A 23,296-nucleotide genomic window follows, 5' to 3' on the forward strand; every position below is an offset into this window, starting at 1 on the left:
GCCTTGACACTCGACCGAACCGAAGCGCACACTCCGAATCACTTCACAACACTACTACCGTGAGCGCTCCCGGTACCGCTCTCGTTATCGCTCCCGTGAGCGCTCACGTTACCGCTCACGGTACTGAGTTCCAACCAGGAGACCTCCGCCTGAGGTGTCAACGTCGACCCCGCCTAGCACCCGCAGCTAGTCGTTCTCTGGAACGGACAACATGAGCAACACAGTCATGCGCACCAGCCTCGCAGCCGCCGCAGCTCTCAGTCTCACGCTCCTCGCCAGCTGTTCGTCGCCCGCCGACTCGGACACGGCATCCGCAGGCTCCTGCACCCCCGCGAAGGGCAAGGTGACCCTCCAGTACTGGAACACCGTTCCGGGCATGGACAAGGTTGTCGCCCTGTGGAACAAGAACAACCCGGACATCCAGGTTCAGACGAAGAACATATCCAACGACCAGTACGGCACCCTCGGCAACGCACTGAAGGCGGGGAAGGCCCCTGACCTGGCGCAGGTCGGCTACGACCAACTCCCCAGCCTGCGCACACAGAACGCCTTCGTGGACGCCTCCGCCTGCTCGGCCGCAGGCGCCGCCAAGTCGAAGTTCGTGCCGTGGACCTGGTCGCAGACCAGCTTCGGCGACACCGGCGTGTTCGCCTTCCCGCAGGACACCGGCCCGATGGCGCTCTATGTGCGCAGCGACCTCTTCAAGAAGTACGGCCTTCCGATCCCCAGGACCTGGGACGAGTACGCGGCCGCCGCGAAGAAGCTGCACAAGGCGGACCCGGACATCAGCATCACGTTCTTCGACCCCAACAACGCCGAGTGGTTCAACGGTCTCCTCTGGCAGAACAGCGCCAAGATGTACAGCTACTCCGGAGACAAGTGGCACGTCTCCGTCGCGTCGGACCAGAGCAAGCAGGTCACGGAGTACTGGCAGAAGCTGGTCTCCGACAACCTCGTGCGCACCGATCTGGCCCATGGGTCGACGCAGATGTACGCCGCGTACCAGAAGAACCAGATCGCCAGCTACGTCGGTGCCTCCTGGGGCTACAGCATGTTCCGCGACAACCTGCCCCAGCAGGCCGGCAAATGGTCGATCGTCCCCATGCCGACGTGGAGCGCGGATGGCGCGTCCGGTGACTGGGGCGGATCGACGGTGGCCTTCATGAAGGGCAACAGCCACCTGTACGAGTCCGTCAAGTTCAACACCTGGCTCAACACCGACCCTGAAGCGCTCGCGCTGGAGAACAAGCTGGGCGGCCTCTATCCGGCGGCCAACGCCGGGCTGCAACTCCCTGCGCTGTCAGAAGGCGTCCCCTACTACAACAACGAGAAGATCTTCGACGTCTTCGCGGAGTCGTCCAAGAAGATCGACACCACTTTCGCGTGGGGTCCCACCCAGAAGACCGTGAACCTGGCCCTCCAGGACGCGATGGCCAAGGCCACGGCCGGTGACGGCACGCTCACCGACGCACTCGAGGCCGCTCAGGCCGCCGCGTTGAAGTCGATGAAGGACCAGGCGATCCCGGCCACGGCAGGTAAGTGACCGCAGCATGACCGACATCTCAACCCGCGTGCCCCACGTGATGTCGTCGCCCGGGCGCCGCCGCCGAAGCGGCGGCCCCCGGGCGGGCACCGTCGCCGCGTTCGTGACCCCCTTCTTCCTCCCGTTCCTGCTGTTCTACGTGGTGCCCGTCGGCTACGCGCTCTGGCAGAGCTTCCGCGTGGTGCGCCGCACCGGCGGCCAGTACGGCACCTCGTACACGGCCTTCGGCGGACTCGACCAGTACGCGCAGGTGTTCCAGAACACCGAGTTCTGGTCCAGCATCGGCCGCATCGGGCTATTCGGCATCGTGCAGGTGCCCGTGATGCTGTTCGTCGCGCTGGTCATGGCCCTGCTGCTGGACACTCCACTGCTGCGGGTCAAGGCGTTCTTCCGCATCACCGCGTTCATGCCGTACGCCGTGCCCGGTGTCATCGCAGCCATCATGTGGTCGTACCTGTACTCACCGCAGCTCAGCCCGGTCGTCGATCTGCTGACGAGCGTCGGCTGGCAGCCCGACTTCCTCGGCCCGGGGGCGGTGTTGTGGTCGGCGGCCAACGTCTCCACCTGGCTGTGGACCGGCTACAACATGCTGATCATGTACGCGGCACTCCAGGCGATCCCGCAGGAGCTCTACGAGGCCGCGAAGATCGACGGTGCGAGCCAATGGACCATCGCCTGGCGCATCAAGGTGCCGATCATCGCCCCGTCGATCGTCCTGACCACCGTCTTCTCGATCATCGGCACCCTTCAGCTCTATGCCGAGCCGGCGGTGCTGCGGCAGATCTCCTCGAACATCTCGAGCACGTTCACCCCGAACATGCTCGCGTACGCGGTGGCCTCCGGGAACAACTACCAGCAGGCCGCGGCGATCTCCGTGGTCATCGCCCTCATCACTTTCGTCTTGAGCTTCGGGTTCATGCGACTGACCTCGAAAAGGGCCGGGCTGTGAGCAACCCATCCGTGACCCGTGAAAGCCGCGTCAGCCGGACCGCCGTAACGGCCCTGATGCTGTTGCTGACCGTCTACTTCCTGCTGCCGATCTACTTCCTCATCGTCGCGGCGACAAAGCCGCAAGGGGACCTCGCGTCCACCAACGGGCTGGTCTTCTCCCACTTCAACCTGTTCGACAACATCCGCGTCCTGTTCACCCGCAGCGACGGCATCTTCGGCCGGTGGGCCGTCAACACCGTCATCTACGCGGTCCTGGGCGCGGCCGTGGGAACTTTGGTCTCCGCGCTGTGCGGCTACGCGTTGGCCAAGTTCTCCTTCCGTGGCCGCGAGTTCCTGTTCTCCGTCATCCTCGGCGGCGTCCTCGTGCCCACCACCGCACTCGCCCTGCCGCTCTTCCTGCTGTTCTCGGCGACCGGCATCGTCAACACCTACCTCGCGGTGTTCCTGCCGAGCATCGTCAGCCCGTTCGGTGTCTATCTCGCGCGCATCTTCGCGAACGCCGCCGTCCCACAGGAATTGATCGAATCGGCGCGCCTGGACGGGGCGGGCGAGTTCCGCACGTTCTTCTCCGTGGCGTTCAGGCTGATGACACCGGCCCTGGTCACCATCTTCCTGTTCCAGTTCGTGGCCATCTGGAACAACTTCTTCCTGCCGATGGTGATGCTGCAGAAGGAGTCGCTGTTCCCGATCACGCTCGGCCTGTACCAGTGGAACGGCCAGACCGCCCGAGCCCCGCTCCTGCAGCAGTCCGTGATCACCGGATCGCTGGTGTCCATCGTGCCCGTGATCATCGTGTTCATCCTGCTCCAGCGGTTCTGGCGCACCGGGCTCGCCGCCGGCTCCCTCAAGTGACCGCCGGCCCCGCCCTGCCTGCCCCCCACCCGTCAGCACAGAAGAGTCAGAGGGTCTCTCTCCCCATGCGCAACAACTCCGCCGTCTTCGTGCCCCATTTCCACTGGGACCGCGAGTGGTACGAGCCGTTCCAGGTGTTCCGCCACCGGCTGGTCACCGCTCTGGACACCGTGCTGGAGACGGCCGAAGCCGACCCGGCCTTCCGGTTCACCGTCGACGGGCAGATGGCCGCGATCGAGGACTACCTGGAGATGCGGCCGGAAAACCGTGAGCGCCTCGTCGCTCTCGTCCGCGAAGGCCGGATCGCCATCGGCCCGTGGCTCATCCTCCTCGACGAGTTCCTCTGCTCCGGCGAGACGATCGTGCGCAACCTGCAAATGGGCTGGGCAGCCGCGGCGGAACTGGGCGGCGCGATGTCCATCGGCTATCTCCCGGACATGTTCGGCCACATCGCGCAGATGCCGCAGATCCTGGCGCGTGCCGGGATCGAGCATGCGGCGCTGTGGCGCGGTGTCCCCGGTTCCGTCGACGGCCACGCCTTCCGCTGGCGCGCGCCCGACGGCTCCGAAGTGCGCACCGAGTTCCTCTTCGACGGCTACGACAACGGTCTCGATGTCCTGCTGGTGCCCGACCGGATTCGCCACGCCCTCGGCGAGTACGCCGAGATGACCGCCGAACGATGGGGCGGGGATCCGGTGCTGGCCATGGCCGGCACCGACCACAACGCGCCCGACCCGCAGTTGGCGTCCTGGTTGCGGCACGCATCCAGCACGGAACGCGCCATCACCGTCGCGACGCTCGATGAGTACATCCGCAAGCATGTACGCGATGAGGTGACCGCAGTCGTCACCGGCGAGCTGCGCAGCCATGTGCGCGGCAACATCCTGCCGGGCGTGCTGTCGGTGCGGCTCGGGCTCAAGCAGCGGATGGCCGTGGCCGAGCGCACCATCGACCATGCGGAGCGGATGAACGCGCTGTGGTCCGGTCGCGACGACTCGCCGTTCCTCGCCCTCGCGTGGCACAAGATCATCGAGTCGACCGCGCATGATTCAGTGGTCGGATCGGGCACCGACGAGACCTGCGACCAGGTCGCGGCGCGGCTCGCCGAAGCAGCACAGGCCGCTCGTGCCGTTCGGGACGCGGCCCTCGCCGAGCCCGCGGCCGAAGTGCCGGGCGACGGCTACCTGGTGGCCAATCCCCTGCCCTGGGAGCGAACTGCTCTGGTCGAGGTCGATGTCAGGGTCCCCACGGAGGATTCCGCGCTGGTCTCGACCGCCCCCGACGGATCGTCACATCCCGTACAGCTGATCTCCCAGGCGCCGACCGTCCTCAGCGACGAACGACTTGATGCCTCGCAGCTCGAGCGGGTGCTGCGCCGTATCCACCGCCGCGAGCTGTTCGGCCGCCTGATCGACCATTACGACCTCACCCCCGGCTCACTCGTCTTCCACCTCACCGAGGCCCCCACCGGGCCGTTCGACCTGCTGATCCTGCGCCGCGAGATCGCCGCAGCCGCTGCCGCGCATCCGGGTGAGTGGCGTGTACGGACGCTTGTGGAGGCCAGGGCAACCGCACTGGTCCCTGTACAGGTCCCTGCCGGCGGACTGACCAGTTTCCGGGTCACGGCCGACGACCGGCCCACCGTCCCGGCAACTCCTCCTGCGCCTGCGACGGCCGGGGACGACACGCTGGCCAACGGGCTGGTCAAGGTCGTGGTGGCCGCCGACGGCACCCTGGAATTGACCGGGATGGACGGCACCGTACTGTCCGGGGTCGGCCGCCTCGTCGACGGCGGCGACCGCGGTGACAGCTACAACTACGCTCCCCCGGCCCGGGACGCCCTCGTGTCGGAGCCGATCCAGATCACCGTCCAGGTCATCGAGAGCGGCCCACTGCGGTGCCGGATGCGTGTCACCCGCGTCTACGAGTGGCCCGTCGCGCTCTCCTCCGACCGCGATCAGCGCAACGACCACACCGTCAGGACCCCGGTGGACATGCTGGTGGAAGTACGCGCGGGCGAGCCGTTCGTCCGTCTCTCGACCTCGTTCCTGAACCAGAGCGCCGACCATCGGCTGCGCCTGCACGTGCCGCTCCCCCAGCCTGTGTCCATGTCCGCGTCCGCCGGGCAGTTCGCCGTCACCGAGCGCGGGCTCACCGCCGAGGGCGGTTGGGGCGAGTTCCCGCTCCCGACGTTCCCGGCCGGCTCCTTCGTCTCGGCCGGCCCCGCCACCGTCCTGCTCGACCACACCGGCGAGTACGAACTCGTCGACGACGGCAGCGAACTCGCCATCACCCTGCTACGCGCCATCGGCTCGATCAGCGTCAACATCCACCCTCTGCGCGACGAACCCGCGGCAAGCGAAATTCCCGTTCCGGGGGCGCAGGACCTCGGCATGCGGATCGAGAACCGCTTCGCCATCGTGCCCTCGGCAGCAGGCTGGCAGGGGGCGAACGCGGTCGCCCTGGCCGAGGAGTTCCGCAACGACGTACTCGTCACCCGCGGGACCGCACCCAGCTCCAGCCCGCTGCCGCCCAGCGCCGACGGCCTACAGGTCGACGGCCGCGACGTGCACGTCTCGTCGATCCGCCGCGTCACCGACGACACGCGCACTACCGGAACCGAGGTGCGCTTGGCCGCGATGAGCGACACGGCGTCGGCCGTCCGCGTGACCGGTGCGTTCACCGAGGCCACCACGGTGGACCTGCTCGGCAGGCCGATCTCCGAGCCGGTGCCCGCGCCCGGCACGCTCGAACTCGACCTCGGGCCCTGGGAAATCCGAACCGTCGTGCTCAGGTGACCAACGAAAGTCGTGCTCAGGTGACCAACCGAAATCGGCAGCGCCCGCGCCTGATCCCCCACGCTCTCAAGAAAGTTGTGACCTCTTGACTTCCGAGCTTTCCGCGTTCGTTTCGGACATTGCCCCTGGGCGCGGCGCACTGCGCCCGGCACGCTCGTGGCTGCACTCCGACGCCCCGTCTCTCTCCCTGAACGGGTCCTGGCGCTTTCGTCTGTCCCCCACGGCATCGGTGGCACAGGACTTCGCCGCCGAGGGCTTCGACGACCAGCAGTGGGACAGCATCCCGGTGCCGTCCCACTGGGTGCTCCAGGGTGACGGAGCGTACGGTCGGCCGATCTACACGAATATCCAGTTCCCGTTTCCGATCGACCCTCCCCATGTTCCGGACGAGAATCCCACCGGCGACTACCGCCGCCATTTCCATGTGCCTGCGGAATGGTCGGCGGCCGATCGGATCGTGCTGCGGTTCGACGGGGTCGAATCGCTCTTCAGGGTGTGGGTGAACGGTGAGGAGATCGGCAGCGCCAGCGGCAGCCGACTCGCCCACGAATTCGACGTGACCTCCGCCGTCCGCCCGGGCGACAACGTCGTAGCGGTACGAGTGCACCAGTGGTCCGCGGCCAGCTATGTCGAGGACCAGGACCAGTGGTGGCTCCCCGGCATCTTCCGCGACGTCACCCTCCTCGTCCGGCCGGTCGGAGGCATCGAGGACGTCTGGCTGCGCACCGGTTTCGACGAGGGGCAGGGGCGTCTCGACCCCGAAGTCGTCGCCGACTCGGCGGCATTCCCCCTGACCCTGCACATTCCCGAACTCGGCATCGAGCAGGTGTGGAGTTCCGCAGCCGACGTAAAACCCCTCTCCGTTGGCGGCGTGCAGCCATGGTCGGCCGAGCAGCCCCGCCTGTATGACGCGACGGTGTCTTCGGCCTCCGAACGCATCGCGCTTCGCGTGGGCTTCCGCACGGTCGAGATCCGCGGGGATCAGTTCCTGGTCAACGGCCACCGTGTCGTGTTCCACGGTGTGAACCGCCATGAGGCTCATCCCGAGCGCGGCCGTGTCTTCGACGAGGAACACGCCCGCGAGGACCTGGCTCGCATGAAGCGGTTCAACGTAAACGCGATACGCACCAGCCACTACCCACCGCATCCCCGACTTCTCGACCTCGCCGACGAACTCGGATTCTGGGTCATCCTCGAATGCGACCTGGAGACGCACGGCTTCGACAAGGTCGGCTGGGCCGGCAATCCGAGCGACGACCCCGCCTGGCGCGAGGCCCTTCTTGACCGCATCCAGCGAACCGTCGAACGCGACAAGAACCATCCCAGCATCGTGATCTGGTCGCTCGGCAACGAGGCAGGCACGGGCGGCAACCTCGCAGCCATGTCGGCTTGGGTGCACGCACGCGACGCCGAACGCCCAGTGCACTACGAGGGCGACTACACCGGTGACTACACCGACATCTACTCGCGCATGTACACATCAGTGGCGGAGACCGAGGAGATCGGCGCCGAGGGAGCCCGGACGACCCTGTTCAACTGCACCCCGTCCCAGAGCCTCCGCCAGCGCACCAAGCCGTTCCTGCTGTGCGAGTACGCACACGCCATGGGCAACGGGCCGGGCGCCCTCGACGAGTACGAAGCACTCGTGCACCGGCATCCCCGACTGCACGGCGGCTTCGTATGGGAGTGGCGCGATCACGGCATCCTGGCCGCAACCCCGGACGGGACGCCGTACTACGCCTACGGCGGTGACTTCGCGGAAGTCGTGCACGACGGGAACTTCGTCATGGACGGCATGCTGCTGAGCAACGACGTCCCCACACCCAGCCTCCACGAGTACAAGGCGGTCACCCAGCCGATCCGCTTCACCTTCGACGCCGACAAAGTCGCGATCTCCAATCTGCGGCACTCGGCCGACACGTCCGACCTGCGCTTCCGCTGGCGCGTCGAACACGACGGAACTCCGGTGGCTTCCGGCGACTTGGATGTCCCCGTCGTCACAGCGGGCGGGTCAGGGTGGGCCCGGCTGCCGCACGTCGCGGTGTCGCCCGACGCCGAGACATGGCTCACGATCGACACGGTGCTGGCAGCCGCAACCGCCTGGGCACCCGAGGGCCACCTGGTCGCAACGGCCCAACTCGACTACTCGGTACGCCGTCCCGCCCCCGCTGTCCGGCCGCGGAAGGACTGGCATTCGGGCAACGGAACGCTCACGCTCGGCATCGCGGAGTTCCGCAACGGATCCCTGGCCGGGCTCGCGGGCCGCGCCGTGACGGGCCCACGGCTGGAGCTGTTCCGTGCGCCGACCGACAACGACGAAAGCGCCTCCGACGGCGTCGCGGGCAGCGACGCCAGCATTCCCGAGGTCTCCCATGCCGAGTTGTGGCGGAGCGAGGGACTCGACCGCCTGACCAGCCGCCGTCTGTCGGTGTCACACGCCGCGGATGCCCTGCGCACCCTCGACAAGGTCTCCGCGGCGAACTCCGCAGCGTTCGTCATGGTCGAGTCCGTCTGGTCACTCGAAGAAGGCGAACTGGAACTGCGTGTGGAGATCGAGCCGTCCAGCGGCTGGCGCACCGTGTGGCCGCGGATCGGGATCCGCTTCGACCTGCCCGACGGCAACGCCCCCATCGACGGCGCCGAGTGGTTCGGTCTGGGCCCGCTCGAGTCCTACCCCGACAGTCTGCGCGCGGCACGCACGGGCCGGTTCGCCTCCACCATCGAGGACCTCACGGTCGACTACGCCCGTCCTCAGGAGAGCGGGCACCGCTCCCGACTGCGCCGGCTGACCCTGTCGAGTGGCGACGCCGAGGTACTGCGCCTGGAGGCATTGCCCGACCTGAACGGGCACCTCCCGGGCTACACCTTGAGCCGCCATACGCCCCAACAGATCGCGAAGGCCCGCCACGCCTTCGAGCTTCCCGAATCGACGACGAGTCACTTGACCATCGACGCGGCCCAGCACGGCCTCGGCTCACGCGCCTGCGGACCCGACGTCCAGCCCGAGTTCGCACTCCGCCCACAGGCACGCACGATCAGGCTCCGGTTCGGAGGCTCCGGTCGGTGATACCGGCCTCGTCAGGCGGTCGTCACCGACAGTCCGTCCGGTGCTGAGACGTTCACCGACCCGTCCGCCGTCAATGTGACGTCCAGCCGGTCCCCGGTGACCTGGAGTCCGTTGAGGGTCAGCGGGCCGTAGTTCCGGGCGAACGTGGGGGCCACGGTGAGCGTGCCGGCCGGGACGTCGGCGTCCAGGCCCAGGGCCGCCCGGAGAACGAGGACCGAGGATGCGGCCGCCCATGCCTGGGGCCGGCAGGACGCCGGGTAGGGGGCGGGCGCCGTACCCGCGCCGGTGCCGTGGCCAGCGAAGAGTTCGGGAAGGCGGGCATCGAATGCCGCCGACGCCGCCAGCAGACCGTCCGCCAGGGATGCGGCGGCGTCAGGGAAGCCCGCCCGGACGAGGCCGTGGACGGCGATCGCGGTGTCGTGCGGCCAGATCGAGCCGACGTGGTAGCCGTAGGGGTTGTAGCCCACCGCGTCGCTGCTCAGCGTGCGCAGGCCCTGTCCCGCGTCGAGGTCGGGGCCGGTGAGACGGGCGGCCAGCAACGCGCTCTCCTCCGCGTTGAGCAGCCCGGTGCCGAGCAGGTGGCCGAAGCCGGAGGTGACGGAGTCGACCGGCCTGCCGTCGCCGTCCAGCGCGACCGCCGGGAAGGGGCCCCTCTCATCCCGTACCCAGAAGCGCTCGCGGAAGCGGACGGCGAGCTGGTCCGCCCAGTCCTCCCAGGCGTCCGCGCCCGGCCTCCCGAACGCGCTCAGCAGCGCGGCCCCGGCCCGGGCGGCCTCGTAGGCGTACGCCTGCACCTCGCACAGGGCGATCGGCGCGTGGGCGCGACCGCCGTCGCGGTAGCGGATGGAGTCGTCGGAGTCCTTCCAGCCCTGGTTGGACAGCCCGTGACCGGTCTGGTCGACGTACTTGAGGAAGCCGTCGCCTCCTACGTCCGCCGCATCGCGCATCCACGCCAGCGCCGCCTCGGCGTGCGGCAGCAGCTCCTCCACCTCGACCGGGGCGAGGCCCCAGCGCCAGGCGTCGTGGAGCAGGGTGATCCACAGCGGGGTGGCGTCCACTGTGCCGTAGTACACCGGCGGGAGGGACAGCCGGTCCGCCAGCTGGAGGGTGTCGCGGCGCACCTCGTGGAGGATCTTGCCCGGCTGCTCCTCCGTGGCCGGGTCCGTGACGGCGCCCTGACGGCGGGCCAGCGTACGCAGCGTGCCGGCGGCGAGATCGCTGCCGAGCGGGAGGAGCATGCGGGCGGCCCAGATCGCGTCGCGGCCGAAGAGGGTGAGGAACCAGGGCGCGCCGGCGGCCAGGAACTGGTCCGGCCGGTCGGGTGCGGGCGACTGGCGGTCCGTCAGGCGCAGTCGGTCCAGGTCGGCGAGGGACTGTTGCAGCCACTGGTCGAGGCGGCGGTCCGCGCTGCGCAGGGCCGGGACACGCCAGGGCAGTTGGTCCTGGAGGGGCGCCGGGAACTGGTCGCCGTCCACGTACCCCGCCGTGCAGTTGAGCGTCACGCTCCAGGAGGTGGCGGGCTTGAGGTCGATGTCGTACGACAGCTCGCCCGACGGCACCTGGATTGCATCCGGCGCGGGCTCGGCGGCCAGGCGTACTTCGAAGTCGTCCGCGGACCAGGAGAGGGCGATGGTCTCGCCGGCCGGGACCTCGGGCGGCGCCTCCTCGACCTCCTGCCCCGACTTGACCTGCTCCATGGTGGCGAGGTCCGTGCCGGCTCGCACCGTCAGCCGGAAGCGGACCTGCTCACTGCCCGAGTTGGTGACTTCGAAGACCTCCTCCAGGCGGCCGTCGGCCGTGGCACGGCGGCGGTGCAGGGCAACGGCCGGGTCCGCGGTCACCTCACCGAGCCCGCGCAGGATCGTCCGGAACCCGGCGCGGTCCGCGCCCTGCAGCCCGCCGTGGACCGGCGCCAGGGCGATGCCCTCGGCCATGACGGTCAGTCGGGACAGCGCCCTTCGGTCACCGTGGTAGAAGCCGTCCGCACCTGCGCTGAGCTGCCCGTCCGCACGCGAGATCACGAGACTGGGCGCGTGCAGCGTGACGACCGTGTCATGCAGGAACGGCTGCAGGCCGCCGGTCGCGGAGGGGGAGACCGTGACGGCGCCGTTCGTGTCCTGGGGCTTGACAGTGGAGTCCAAGGGAGTAGAACCTCTCAGCGTTGGATCGTTAAAACGACAGTAAGCCAGTCGTCAGAGCCAGCACAACGCATATTGGAACGCTAAAACGAAGTCCGTATCTCTTCTGCAAGTCGGAGAGTCGCATGCCCCGCTCCAGCAGCAGTTCCTCGGCCAAGGGTGGCCCGGTGACCCTTGCGATGGTCGCCCGCCGGGCCGGGGTCTCGTCGCAAACCGTGTCGAACGCGATCAACTCGCCAGACATGCTGCGACCCGAGACCCTGGAGCGGGTCCGCCGCGTGATCGACGAGATGGGCTACCGGCCCAGCCGCGCGGCACAGACGCTGCGTACCCGCTCCAGCAAGCTGATCGGGTACGGCATCCAGCCCACTCCGGCCAGTTCACCGGTACTGGACCGGTTCCTGCACGCCTTGTCGCAGGCCGCAGACGACGCGGGTTACCGGATCCTGCTGTTCGCCTCCCCGCCCGGCGGTCCGACCCTCGCGGGGTACGAGGAACTCCTCGACCAGCACGAGGTCGACGGCTTCGTCCTCAGCGGCACCGAGCGCGGCGACCCGCGCCAGGCGTGGCTCGCCAGGCGCGGCGTGCCGTTCGTCGGCTTCGGCCGCATGTGGTCGGGACGGCAGATCGGCGACTGGGTCGACGTCGACGGCGCCGCGGGCACGGACGCCGCGGTGGAGCACCTGGTCTCCCTCGGGCATCGCAAGATCGCCTTCCTGGGCTGGGAACGCGGCTCTTCCGGCGCCGGTGACGACCGTGCCGAGGGCTGGCAGCGGGCGATGCACCGGCACGGGCTGGCGACTCGCGGGCGACGCGCGCAGAGCGTGAACGACATCGACGCCGCCCGCACGGCCGTGAAACCGCTCCTGGACGCGGGCGTGACCGCCGTGATCGCAGCCAGCGACATGCTGGCGCTCGGCTGCTATCAGACGCTGCGTGAGCGCGGTGCCTCCCCCGGCCTGGACGTCTCCGTCGTCGGCTTCGACGACTCACCGACGGCCGGGATCCTTTTCCCCGCGCTGGCCTCCGTCGCACAGCCGCTGGAGGAGGTCGGCCGGCAGTGCGTACGGCTGCTCCTGGCGCGCATCGCCACTCGCGACGCGGTGCCGGAGCGCCTGCTGCTGGAGCCGTCGCTGATCGTGCGCGACAGCGTTCGTGCGCCAGGCGGCGGTGACGCGGCAGAGGCCGACTTAGCCAACTAGCAACCGCCCCAGTCCAGTTGCGGCCGCTTCCGCCAAACAGCCGCAATCCTCCCTTGCCGGGCCGAGCGGAAGCCGGTGGCTCTCCCTCGTGCACGACCTCGCCTTCGAGGTCTCGAAGGCCATCTTCTTTACTCCTCCCCCATCCCGGATCCGCGCCCGCGCGCCGACCGGTGGAGCCGCACGCCAGACCCCTACCCTCGGAGGATTTCCATGGTCAACCGTACGGCCGCCGCCGCCCTCGTCACCTGCGCGGCACTGCTGGCCGCCACAGGCTGCTCGTCGGGCTTCGACAGCGGCAAGAAGACAGAGCAGGACTCCAGCACCAAGCAGCATCTGACCGTGCTGATAGCCAGCTCCGGCGACGCGGAGACCAAGGCCGTCAAGGACGCGGCTGCGGCGTACTCGAAGGAGTCCGGGAACTCGGTGACCGTGGACGTCGCCAAGGACATCAACCAGCAGCTTGCCCAGTCCTTCGCCGGGCACAAGCCGCCGGACGCCTTCTACGTCAACTCCGACCAGTTCGCCAACTACGCCAAGGGCGGCTCTCTGCACGCCTACGGCGACCAGGTCGAGGACGTCGACGACTTCTCCGAACAGCTGCGCGCCTCCTTCACGTACGACGGGAAGTTGGTGTGCCTGCCCAAGGACACCTCCACTCTCGCCCTCGCGATCAACACGGACCTCTGGAAGGGCGCCGGGCTGACCGCCAGGGACTATCCGACGACCTGGGCCCAGTTGAAGGCGGTCGCCGCGAAACTGACCTCCGGCAAGGTCACCGGGCTGGTCACCAACGGCGAGTACGCGCGGGTCGGCGTCTTCATGAAGGAGGCAGGCGGCTGGATAACCGACGCCGACCAGACGAAGATGACCGCCGACTCCGCGCAGAACGCCGAAGCGCTCGCGTACGTGCGGTCCCTGCTCAAGTCCGGCTCCATGAAGTACGCCAACCAGGTCGACGCCAACTGGGGCGGCGAGGCCCTCGGCAAGGGCAAGGCCGCGATGACCATCGAGGGCAACTGGCTCACCGGCGGCATGAAGGCCGACTACCCCGACGTGAAGTACACGGTGGTCCCGCTGCCCGCCGGCCCGTCCGGCAAGGGCACGCTCGCCTTCAGTCAGTGCTGGGGCGTGGCCAAGGACAGCGCCCACCAGGCAGCGGCCGTCGACCTGGTCAAGTACCTCACCACCAGCGCGCAGCAGGTGAAGAACGCCGACGCCTTCGGGGTGATGCCCTCGCGCACCAGCGCGCAGGCCGAGTACGCCAAGCAGAATCCTTCCGCCAAGGCGTGGGTCGACGCCAGTGCCTACGCGCAGGGCCCGGTGACCATCGCCGGATTCGACAAGGTTCTCACCCAGTTCAACACCGACCTCGCCGCGCTGAACACCGCCGACCCGAAGAAGATCCTCGCCGACCTCCAGCGCAACGGCGAACAGGCCCTCACGAAGGGCGAATGAGCCGCCATGTCTCCCCGTGACACCAGTCCCACGGTGACCGGCGGCAGCTTCCGGACGGCCGACTCGCCGGGCGCACCTGACGCGCCCGGCGGGCCCGGCCCGGCCGCGGCGCCCCGCACCGGGCCCGCCCCGCGCGTGGGGCGCCGTACCGAAGGAGCCTGGGGCTGGTTGTTCGTCAGCCCCATGGTGATCGTCCTCGGTCTGTTCCTGGTCCTGCCGACCCTGATGGCACTGTGGGTGAGCCTGCTCCACTGGAACGGCCAGTCCAACCCGTTCAGCGGGCAGGCCGAGTTCGTCGGCCTCGACAACTACCAGGCCCTGCTCACCCGGGACGGCCTCGACCGCACCCTCTTCGCGACCTCGCTGCGCAACAACTTCTACTACGTCCTGCTGACCGTGCCGCTGCAGACCGTCCTCGCGCTGGCACTCGCCCTCATCGTCAACCAGCGGATGCTGCGCGGGCGCGGAGCCCTGCGCACCACGTTCTTCTTCCCCTCGGTGACCAGCTCGATCGCGGTCTCCACCATCTTCCTGTTCCTGTTCCAGGGCAGTGGCGCCGTCAACACCCTGCTGTCGTGGATCGGGGTGAAGGGCCCGAACTGGTTCACCGACCCGCGCGGAATCCTCTCCCTCCTGCTCGGCGGACTGGGCGTCGTCCACCCCGACCGCCCTTCGGGGATCCTGGCCGGTCACTCCTTCATGGGGCTGTCCTGGTTCGAGTGGCTGTCCGGGCCGTCCGTCGCCATGTGCACCATCATCGTGCTCAGCGTGTGGACGACCTCCGGCACCTTCATGCTGATCTTCCTCGCCGCTCTCCAGGGCATCCCCCGGGAACTGGAGGAATCGGCCGCCATCGAGGGCGCCAACCGCTCCCAGATGCTGCGCCACGTGACACTGCCCGCCTTGCGCCCCGTCCTCTTCCTGGTGCTCACCCTGGGCCTGATCGGCACATGGCAGGTCTTCGACCAGGTGTACGTCATGAGTCAGGGCGCCCCCGGCAACACCACCCTCACCCCCGCCTTCCTGTCCTACTCGACCGCGTTCGGCGACGCCGACTTCGGGCAGGGCGCGGCCATCGCCTTCCTCCTGCTCGCACTGATCCTCACCATGACCGGCCTGCAGCGATACGCGCTGCGAGAGCGCACCGCCCGCCCCGGGAGGAAGCAATGACCTCCAAGTCCGTGACCGCCAAGTCCCTGCCGTCTGTACGGTCGCGGGGACCGGCCGTGCTCGGCCGTCTCCCGGTGCCGCTGCGGATCCTCGGATACGCCGGGGTGGCCGCGGTCGGGCTGCTGTACCTCATGCCATTCGTGATCCAGCTGGTGACCGGCTTCAAGACCGACCCCGACGCCGCCGCACACCCCCTCGGCCTGATCCCCATCACCCCTACCACCGCCGCCTACCAGCGCCTGTTCGGACTGAGCCAGGCCGGCGACGGGGTGCCCTTCCTGCGCTGGCTGGGCAACTCGGCTTTCATCGCTGTCGTCGTCACCGCCGGACGGGTGCTGTTCGACTCGATGGCCGGCTACGCCCTGGCGCGGCTGCGCTTCCCCGGCCGTGCCCTGCTGTTCGGCTTCATCCTCGCCGTGATGGCGGTACCGGGCATCGCCCTGCTGATCCCGCGCTTCCTGGTCCTCAACACCTTCGGCATCTTCGACACCTACACCGGCATGATCCTGCCGCTGCTGGTGGACGCGGCGGGCATCTTCATCATGAAGCAGTTCTTCGAGTCGATCCCGCGCGAGGTGGAGGAGGCCGCACGCGTCGACGGCGCCGGCGTCTTCCGCATCTTCTGGTCGGTGGTCCTGCCGATGGCCCGTCCCGCCGTGATCACTCTCACGATCCTCTCCTTCCAGGGCTCGTGGAACGAGTTCACCCACTTCCTCGTGGCCACCCAGTCCAGCCAGTACGAAACCCTCACCACCGGCCTCGCCCGGCTCGTGTCCGGTGGCCTCGGCGGCGGCACCCAGTACCCACTGAAACTCGCGGCCGCTCTGCTCTCCACCCTGCCCGTGGCAGTCCTCTTCTTCTGCTTCCAGCGGTACTTCGTGCAGGACGCCAACGCCGGAGCCGTCAAGTAGTAGCGACTACTCGTTGCGGCTTCGAGAACCGTTGTACTGCGCGTCGGTGACGGGCTCGGCCCACTGGGTCTCGGGGGAACCGTCACCGGTGCCTTCCCACATGGCGAGGTGTTCCATGAAGCGGTCGGGGGCGGCACCGTGCCAGTGCTCCTCGCCGGGCGGGCAGCTGACGGTCTCACCGGGGTGGCCTTCGAGGACGGTGCCGTCACGAGTGCCGATCAGGGCGATGCCGGACACCACGTGCAGGGTCTGGCCCACGGCGTGCGCGTGCCAGTGGGTACGGGAGCCGGGAGCGAACCGGACGAGGTTCGCCCGCATTCTGGAGGGTTCCCGGCCGGCGACGATGACGTCCCACCACACATCTCCGGTGAACCACTCTGCCGGTGCCTTGCTGGTGGGCTGGGACTTGATGAATTCCATGGGTCTTCCTGTCGGCTCGTTCGTCGAGATCACGGCTTGAGGAGGGCCTTGATCGCTCGGCGCTCATCCATGGCCTTGTAGCCCTCGGCCACTTGGTCCAGGGGCAGGGTCAGGTCGAAGACCTTGCCGGGGTCGATGCCTCCGGTCAGGACGCGGCCGATCAAGTCGGGCAAGTAGCGGCGCACCGGTGCGGGGCCGCCGCGCAGCCCGACGTGGGAGAAGAAGAGCTCCTGTCCGTCGACTGCGACCTCGTGCGGCACGCCCACGAAGCCGACGTTGCCGCCGGGCCTCGCCGAGTGCAGTGCCTGCCGCATGGCCTGCGCCGTGCCGACGCACTCCAGGACGCTGTCGGCGCCGACGCCGCCTGTGAGGTCCTTGATCCGGGCGACGCCCTCGTCGCCGCGCTCGGTGACGATGTCGGTGGCGCCGAACTCCAGGGCGAGCTTCTGCCGGGACTCGTGGCGCGACATGGCGATGATCCGCTCCGCGCCCAGTTCCTTGGCCGCGAGCACCGCGCACAGGCCGACCGCGCCGTCGCCGACGACGACGGCGGTGGAGCCGGGCTTCACCTCGGCGGCGTCCGCGGCCCACCAGCCGGTGCCCATCACGTCGGAGACCGCCAGCAGCCCGGGCCAGAACTGCTCGTCCGGAACCTCATCGGTGGCGACGAGCGTGCCCTGGGCGTTCGGGATGCGCACGTACTCGGCCTGGCAGGTACTCATGAACTCACGGTTCAGACAGCTGGACTGGAATCCGTTGCGGCAGTTCGCGCAGGTGTTGTCGGAGGTCGCGAAGGATCCGACGACGAACTGGCCCGGCCGTACCGCGGTGACCTCGGATCCGACCTCCTCCACGAAGCCGACGTACTCGTGCCCCATGGGGTGGGCGTGCTCGATCGGTTCCGCGCCGCGGTACGGCCACAGGTCCGAGCCGCACACGCAGGTCACGGCCGTCCGGATGACCGCGTCGGTCGGCTTGAGGATCTTCGTGTCGTCCACGGTCTCGAAACGCACGTCGCCTGGGGCGTGGATCACTGCTCCGCGCATGAAAGGGTTCCTTACGTACTGTGGCGGCCGGTGCACGGATCGTCGTGCCGGTAGCCGCCGAATGGCATAGCGGACTCGGTGTGTGCGACGCGAAGCGCGCCGCGTTACCGGGCCGAGCGCCCTGTCCGCCTTCCGGAGCGGACGCCGAGCGCCACGTCATCCAGGAAACCGCCATGTCTCGCGGTCAGCGAGTCACCGGTGAGAGGTGTACCGGCAGTACATCGCTCCGCCCGCCTGCGGGCCGTACCGTCGAGGTATGGACAACCGTGATGAGGTCCGCGAGTTCCTGACCTCGCGTCGCGCCAGGATCAGCCCCGAGCGGGCCGGGCTGCCCGCGGGCTCGCGCCGCCGTGTACCGGGCCTGCGACGCAGCGAGGTCGCGGCCCTGGCCGACATGAGCGTCGAGTACTACGCCAAACTCGAACGCGGCAATCTCGCCGGTGTCTCGCCCGCAGTCCTGGAGGCCGTTGCCCGGGTGCTGCAGCTGGATGACGCCGAACGCGCCCATCTGCTGAATCTGGCGCAGGCGGCCGACGGCTCCGACGCCCTCACCCGACCGAGGCTGCGGCGCGCCAGGGGCCAGTGGAAGGCCCACCGCAGCCTGCAGTGGACTCTGGACGCCATCACCGCGGGACCGGCCTTCGTGCGCAACGGCCGCTTGGACATCCTCGCGACGAACCAGCTCGCCCGCGCCTTCTACCGCGACATCTACGCGACCCCCGGCAACCAGGCGAATCTGGCTCGGTTCCAGTTCCTCGACCCCGCCTCCCGGCGCTTCTACCCCGACTGGGACCGGTTCGCCGACGTGGCCGTCGCCATCCTGCGTACCGAAGCGGGCCGCAACCCGTACGACAAGGACCTCCATGACCTGGTCGGCGAACTGTCCACCCGCAGCGAGGAGTTCCGCACCCGGTGGGGCGCCCACAACGTCCGCCACCACGGAACGGGAACGAAGCGCTTCCGCCACGAGATCGTCGGGGAGATCACCCTCGCCTTCGAGGGCCTGGAGCTGGCGGCCGAGCCCGGCCTGACCCTGACCATCTACGCCGCCGAGCCCGGCTCGGCGTCCGAAGAGGACCTGCGCCTGCTCGCGTCCTGGGCGGCAACGCATGAGGCCCCGACGCCGGCGCAGCAATCGTGAGTCGGATCCTGGTGACGGGCTCTGCGGACGGGCTTGGGCGGGCCGCGGCGGACGAACTGCTGTCCGCCGGCCATGACGTCGTGGTGCACGCCCGCAACGAGGAGCGCGCGGCCGGTGTCCGGGACCTGGTCGACCGCGGGGCCGACATCGTCCTGGGTGATTTCACGGACCGTGACTCGGTGCGGCGCATCGCCACCGAACTGGGCGATGCTGCGCCCCTGGACGCCGTGATCCACAACGCGGGGGTGTGGAGCGGGCCCGCGGTCATGCCGGTCAACATCATCGCCCCGTACCTGCTCACGTCCCTGCTGCACGGACCGCACCGACTGGTCTACCTGAGCAGCGGCTCGCACTACCAGGGGCGGCCCCTCCTCGACGGCACCGACTGGCGGGGACACAAACCCGGCTCGTACGCCGACAGCAAGCTGTTCGTCACGACGCTCGCGGCGGCGGTGGCGCGCCTGCGACCCGGAACAGTGAGCAATGCCGTGGACCCCGGATGGGTGCCCACCAGGATGGGCGGCCCCGGCGCGCCGGACGACCTGGAACTCGGTCACCGGACACAGACATGGCTCGCCACGAGCGATGCCGCGCAGGCATTGAGCAGCGGCGGCTACTGGTACCACCAACAGCGTCAACAGCCGCACGCCTCCGTGTACGACGAGGAGTTCCAGGACCGCCTCCTGCACACGCTGGGCGAAGAGACGGGCGTCCCCTTCACCGCGCAGTAGCTCCACGACCACGCCGCCGCACGGGTCCCTGAGGTCCCGAGCGGCGGCGCTGTGCTGCGGATGTGTCAGAGGGTCACGGCGTCAGCGTCCAGCGGGCGATGTAGCCCACGTCGATGTTCGCCCGGTCCTGCACGCGCAGTTTCCACGTGCCGTTGAGGGGCTGTGCGGAGGCGTCGATCGTGAAGGTCTGGTCGACGTTGTCGGCGGAGCCGCCGCTGCGGTTGAGGAGGGAGTAGACGGTGCCGTTCGGGCCGACGAGGTCGACGGTCAGGTCACCGCGGTAGGTGTGGACGATGTTGACGTAGACCGAGGTGGTCGCCGAGGCGTTGCCGTCGCGGCCGGTGATGGTCACCGGGGACTCGACGGCGGCCCCGTTGTCGGGGATGTCCACCCGGGTGGAGTTGGCGTAGACGTAGGCGATCTGCCAGCTGAAGGTGTCCGAGACGGTCGCCCCGGTGCTGTCGGTCACCTTGATGGTGACGTCGCTGGTGCCCAGGGTGGTCGGGGTGCCGCTGATCAGGCCGCTCTGGCTGATACTCAGGCCGTCGGGCAGTCCGGTGGCCTCGTAGGTGAGGGAGGCTCCGGTGTTGGTGGTGTACGCGTCCAGCTGGAGGCTGACCTCCTGGTTGACGCCGCTGATCTGGTCGGCGACCGGGGCGAGGTTGACGCCGAGAGCGATGCGGTTGCCGACGTTGATCGCGGCCCAGGAGTCGGCGACGGCCAGGTAGGTCGGGCTGTAGGCACCGAACAGGTCCGCGGCCGCAGACAGGGTGGCGGTGCGGGCACCCGCGTAGTTGGTCGTGGAGGTCATGTACGTCGTCAGCGCGCGGTACCAGATCGCGGCGGCGTTCTGGATGCCGATGCCGGTGACGGACTGACCGTCGTACGTCGGGCTGTCGTAGGACACGCCGTTGACGGTCTTGGCGCCGCTGCCCTCGGAGAGCAGGTAGAAGAAGTGGTTCGCGGGCCCCGAGGAGTAGTGGACGTCGATGCCGCCCAGGGTGGAGCTCCAGTTGTCCCTGGAGGCGCCGTCCTTGGAGGGCTTGTCCATGTAGCGCAGCGGGGTGCCGTTGCCGTTGATGTCGATCTTCTCGCCGACGAGATAGTCCGCGGGGTCGGCGGGCAGGTCCTCGTAGAACTCGACGGCGGCGGCGAAGATGTCGGAGGTGGCCTCGTTGAGCCCGCCGGACTCACCGGAGTACACCAGGCCCGCGGTGGCGGCGGTGACGCCGTGGCTCATCTCGTGGGCGGCCACGTCGAGTGCGGTCAGCGGGTGGGTGTTGCCCGAGCCGTCGCCGTACGTCATGCAGAAGCAGGAGTCCTGCCAGAAGGCGTTGACGTAGTTGTTGCCGTAGTGGGCGCGGCTGTAGGCGGCGACACCGTCGTTGCGGATGCCGTTGCGGCCGTGGGCCTCCTTGTAGTAGTCCCAGGTGGCCGCCGCACCGAAGGCGACGTCGACGCCGGCGGTCTGACGGTTGGACGGCAGGCCGTCGCCCCAGACATCGTTGTCGTCCGTGAACAGGGTCCCGGTGCCCGAGGTGCCCTGGTTGAGGTCGTACGTCTTCTGCCCGGCGCGGTCCGGGTCGACGAGCTGGTACGTCGATCCGGTCAGGGTGGTACCGAGCTGGACCTCGCCGGCGTACTGGCCCGTGCCGGAGCCGGTGTGCACCTTCTCGGCGGCCAGGAGCTGCTTGCCGGTGGCGGCGTCGGTGACGACCTGGAGCTCGCTGGGCGTGCCGTCCTCCTGCGCGCCCTCGACGACGGTCTCCCAGGCCAGCACGGGCTTGCCGGAACCGGCCCACACCACGAGCCGCGGCGCCCGCTCCGTCTCGGAACCCTTGACCTCGGCCTTCCTCGACACGTCAAGTGCCTTGCCGGCGGCCCCGGCAGCCGAGATCTTCGGGCTGAGGGTGGCCGGCGCGAGGTCGGCCTTGTTCGCCTTGGTGACGGTCGTACGGCCGCTCTTGTCGTGGACGACGAGGTCGCCGCCGAGGACGGGCAACCCGGAGTAGGTGCGCTCGTAGCGGGTGTGCGTGGTGCCGTCGGCGTCCTTGATGACGTCCTTGACGACCAGCTTCTCCTTGCCGCCGAGGCCGATCCGCTCCGCCGTGCCGGCCGCCTTGGACTGGGCGGTCTTGATCAGGGCGGTGCGGCGGGCGGGCGTCAGGGACGTCTGGTCGGCGCCGGCCCGAGGTGTGGCGGTGATCTTCGCAGGGCCGCCCGGGTCGGCCGGGGCCGCGGTGGCGAGATTGGGGGCGGCCAGGGCCAGCAGGGCCCCGACTGCGGTGAGGGCGACGGCGGAGGCGCGTCTGCGCCGGATGAGCGTGCGGTGTCGCAGGGACAACGGGTTCTCCTTCAGTACGGCGGTCGGCCCGTGGTGAGGACCGTGGACGAGATGGAGCGGCGGGGTACGCCGGTCCGAAGCGCTGCACGGCATGCGGGTGGAAGGAGGTGGGGGGTGGAGAAAACGTGATGCACCATGTGGTGAACACGTCAAGAAACAGTGAACTTCCGCAGAAGAGTGACACCGCACGCACAGGGTTGTCATGGGAATGCCAAGGTGACGGCTCAAATTGACCATGCAAGTCAGGCAAATTGACCCGGAGAGCGGAGATTTTCGGCCTCAGCCGGACAGGGCGAGTGGGTCGTCGCCGGCGCTGATCCGCGAGCCGAACTGGGCCTCTCCGCAAGGCACTTGAGCCTCGCCCCCTTCCCCGACGCGCTCGTTCCGACGCGGAACCGTTTCACCGGGCGCCCGTGTCCTCCAACTCGGAAGGTGGTTCCAGTCCGCGGAGCCGCCTGTGAAGGGGGATGGCCATGGGGCAAGTACGCGAGGGGGCACGGTTAGGGGCTTGGGCCGTCGTCGGGGTCATCGGCCTGGCGGTGCTGTACGTGATCGGGGCGTTCGCCTTCGGTGGTGCGGGGTGGATCACGGCCCCGTTCCGTGGTGAGGCGGAGAAGCGCGAGAACACGGTCGGGTCGGGCGAGTTCCGTCAGACGACCTACGAGCAGTTCTTCGATCTGTGCGAGGCCGTGCAGAACGCCGAGGGGACGATCCAGGCGCTCCAGGACGAGCGGAAGGGCGCCTCGGAAACTCGAAAGACGCAGATCGACCAGTCGATCACCGCGCTGAAGGCCACGCGGATCGAGTCGGTCAACGAGTACAACTCAAAGGCGCGCCAGGAGCACCGCGCGCCCTTCCGTGACAAGGATCTGCCGTATCGGCTGGATGCCGGTGCCGAGCGGACGACGTGCACCAACTGAACCCCATCTCACCCCGGGAAGAGGGCAGCACCGCATGAAGAAGTTCGCACGCATGGCCCTGGCCACCGTCGTCGCACTCGTCGTGGGCCTGGCCCTCACGTCCTGCACCGACTCCAGCCAGGACAAGGAGAACAAGGCGAAGCAGGAGAACTACGACCACCTCGTGGCCCAGCAGCCGGCGGGCCGCATGGAGTACTCGCCGACCCGAGAAGCGATCAACCAGTGGATCAAGACGTGGGGAAAGCGGGGCAAACTCTCGTACGTCTACATCCAGAACGCCAATGGCGAGTACGGGTACTTCATCATGAAGGGCCTGCCGGTGCCGCGCTGCAAGATGCTCACTCCGACGGAGAAGGTGGAGTCCACCAACAACGGCGTCGCGGTTCTCGCGCAGCCCGGCATGGACGGGACGTACACCTCGGGTTCCACCTGCAACGCCTACTACGGATTCGACGCCACGACGGGTGCGTACATGGAGTTCACGGTCGGCACGAACCAGTCGTTCTTCCTGTTCGACAAGCCGATGACGATGCCGGAGTACGCCAGCGCGAGGCAGTTGGGGCCGACGTCGGTGAAGGACGTCGAGAAGCAGCGTTGATCGGCCTGT

17 protein-coding genes are annotated in these 23,296 nt (G+C 68.7%); 13 read left to right on the forward strand and 4 right to left on the reverse strand.

Going from position 1 to position 23,296, the window contains the following annotated elements:
* Positions 1-211 precede the first annotated feature (211 nt).
* The 5 genes from CP983_RS00970 to CP983_RS00990 all read left to right on the forward strand — a co-directional run bounded on the left by CP983_RS00970 (position 212) and on the right by CP983_RS00990 (position 9,211).
* Complete coding sequence (locus CP983_RS00970; RefSeq protein WP_189748395.1) at positions 212-1,543, forward strand: ABC transporter substrate-binding protein; 1,332 nt, start codon at positions 212-214, stop codon at positions 1,541-1,543.
* A 7-nt stretch (positions 1,544-1,550) separates the two neighbouring features.
* Entirely contained in the window at positions 1,551-2,492 is a 942-nt protein-coding gene (locus tag CP983_RS00975; RefSeq protein ID WP_150498132.1) for a carbohydrate ABC transporter permease, read from the forward strand.
* A gap of 56 nt (positions 2,493-2,548) precedes the next feature.
* Entirely contained in the window at positions 2,549-3,346 is a 798-nt protein-coding gene (locus CP983_RS00980) for a carbohydrate ABC transporter permease (protein WP_229914699.1), read from the forward strand.
* A gap of 65 nt (positions 3,347-3,411) precedes the next feature.
* Positions 3,412-6,144, forward strand: coding sequence for a glycoside hydrolase family 38 N-terminal domain-containing protein (locus CP983_RS00985; RefSeq protein ID WP_150498134.1), 2,733 nt, complete (start codon positions 3,412-3,414; stop codon positions 6,142-6,144).
* 85 nt (positions 6,145-6,229) lie between these two features.
* On the forward strand, positions 6,230-9,211 hold the full coding sequence (locus tag CP983_RS00990; protein WP_150498135.1) for a glycoside hydrolase family 2 TIM barrel-domain containing protein: 2,982 nt from the start codon (positions 6,230-6,232) through the stop codon (positions 9,209-9,211).
* A gap of 11 nt (positions 9,212-9,222) precedes the next feature.
* Here the strand turns inward: CP983_RS00990 and CP983_RS00995 are convergent, their stop codons facing one another.
* Positions 9,223-11,352 carry an amylo-alpha-1,6-glucosidase gene (locus tag CP983_RS00995; RefSeq protein WP_150498136.1) on the reverse strand — a complete coding sequence of 710 codons (2,130 nt, stop codon included), beginning with the start codon at positions 11,350-11,352 and terminating at the stop codon, positions 9,223-9,225.
* 122 nt (positions 11,353-11,474) lie between these two features.
* Here CP983_RS00995 and CP983_RS01000 point away from each other — a divergent pair, with 122 nt between their 5' ends.
* From CP983_RS01000 to CP983_RS01015, 4 genes are all read left to right on the forward strand, one after another.
* Positions 11,475-12,551 (forward strand): LacI family DNA-binding transcriptional regulator, encoded by a 1,077-nt coding sequence (locus CP983_RS01000; RefSeq protein ID WP_150498137.1) that lies wholly within the window; start codon positions 11,475-11,477, stop codon positions 12,549-12,551.
* A 210-nt stretch (positions 12,552-12,761) separates the two neighbouring features.
* Positions 12,762-14,006 carry a sugar ABC transporter substrate-binding protein gene (locus tag CP983_RS01005; protein ID WP_107910780.1) on the forward strand — a complete coding sequence of 415 codons (1,245 nt, stop codon included), beginning with the start codon at positions 12,762-12,764 and terminating at the stop codon, positions 14,004-14,006.
* Positions 14,007-14,012: 6 nt separating this feature from the next.
* Positions 14,013-15,176, forward strand: coding sequence for a carbohydrate ABC transporter permease (locus CP983_RS01010; RefSeq protein WP_150498138.1), 1,164 nt, complete (start codon positions 14,013-14,015; stop codon positions 15,174-15,176).
* Complete coding sequence (locus CP983_RS01015) at positions 15,173-16,087, forward strand: carbohydrate ABC transporter permease (protein ID WP_150498139.1); 915 nt, start codon at positions 15,173-15,175, stop codon at positions 16,085-16,087. The genes CP983_RS01010 and CP983_RS01015 overlap by 4 nt, the downstream gene beginning before the upstream one ends.
* A 6-nt stretch (positions 16,088-16,093) precedes the next feature.
* Here CP983_RS01015 and CP983_RS01020 read toward each other — a convergent pair whose 3' ends face one another.
* Together CP983_RS01020 and CP983_RS01025 are read right to left on the reverse strand one after the other, a co-directional pair.
* Positions 16,094-16,507, reverse strand: coding sequence for a (R)-mandelonitrile lyase (locus tag CP983_RS01020; RefSeq protein ID WP_150498140.1), 414 nt, complete (start codon positions 16,505-16,507; stop codon positions 16,094-16,096).
* Between the two features lie 29 nt (positions 16,508-16,536).
* Entirely contained in the window at positions 16,537-17,553 is a 1,017-nt protein-coding gene (locus tag CP983_RS01025) for a zinc-dependent alcohol dehydrogenase family protein (protein ID WP_150498141.1), read from the reverse strand.
* A gap of 256 nt (positions 17,554-17,809) precedes the next feature.
* On the opposite strand from CP983_RS01025, the gene CP983_RS01030 reads away from it, so the two are divergent.
* Together CP983_RS01030 and CP983_RS01035 are read left to right on the forward strand one after the other, a co-directional pair.
* On the forward strand, positions 17,810-18,694 hold the full coding sequence (locus CP983_RS01030) for a helix-turn-helix transcriptional regulator (RefSeq protein WP_150498142.1): 885 nt from the start codon (positions 17,810-17,812) through the stop codon (positions 18,692-18,694).
* Positions 18,691-19,425, forward strand: coding sequence for an SDR family NAD(P)-dependent oxidoreductase (locus CP983_RS01035; protein ID WP_150498143.1), 735 nt, complete (start codon positions 18,691-18,693; stop codon positions 19,423-19,425). The genes CP983_RS01030 and CP983_RS01035 overlap by 4 nt, the downstream gene beginning before the upstream one ends.
* Before the next feature lie 73 nt (positions 19,426-19,498).
* Here CP983_RS01035 and CP983_RS01040 read toward each other — a convergent pair whose 3' ends face one another.
* Positions 19,499-21,769, reverse strand: coding sequence for a M4 family metallopeptidase (locus CP983_RS01040; RefSeq protein WP_150498144.1), 2,271 nt, complete (start codon positions 21,767-21,769; stop codon positions 19,499-19,501).
* 467 nt (positions 21,770-22,236) lie between these two features.
* On the opposite strand from CP983_RS01040, the gene CP983_RS01045 reads away from it, so the two are divergent.
* Both CP983_RS01045 and CP983_RS01050 read left to right on the forward strand, forming a co-directional pair.
* Positions 22,237-22,689, forward strand: coding sequence for a hypothetical protein (locus CP983_RS01045; protein ID WP_150498145.1), 453 nt, complete (start codon positions 22,237-22,239; stop codon positions 22,687-22,689).
* A gap of 34 nt (positions 22,690-22,723) precedes the next feature.
* Positions 22,724-23,287, forward strand: coding sequence for a hypothetical protein (locus CP983_RS01050; RefSeq protein WP_030947295.1), 564 nt, complete (start codon positions 22,724-22,726; stop codon positions 23,285-23,287).
* Positions 23,288-23,296: the final 9 nt, after the last annotated feature.

This window comes from Streptomyces chartreusis (genome assembly GCF_008704715.1).
GTDB lineage: Bacteria > Actinomycetota > Actinomycetes > Streptomycetales > Streptomycetaceae > Streptomyces > Streptomyces chartreusis.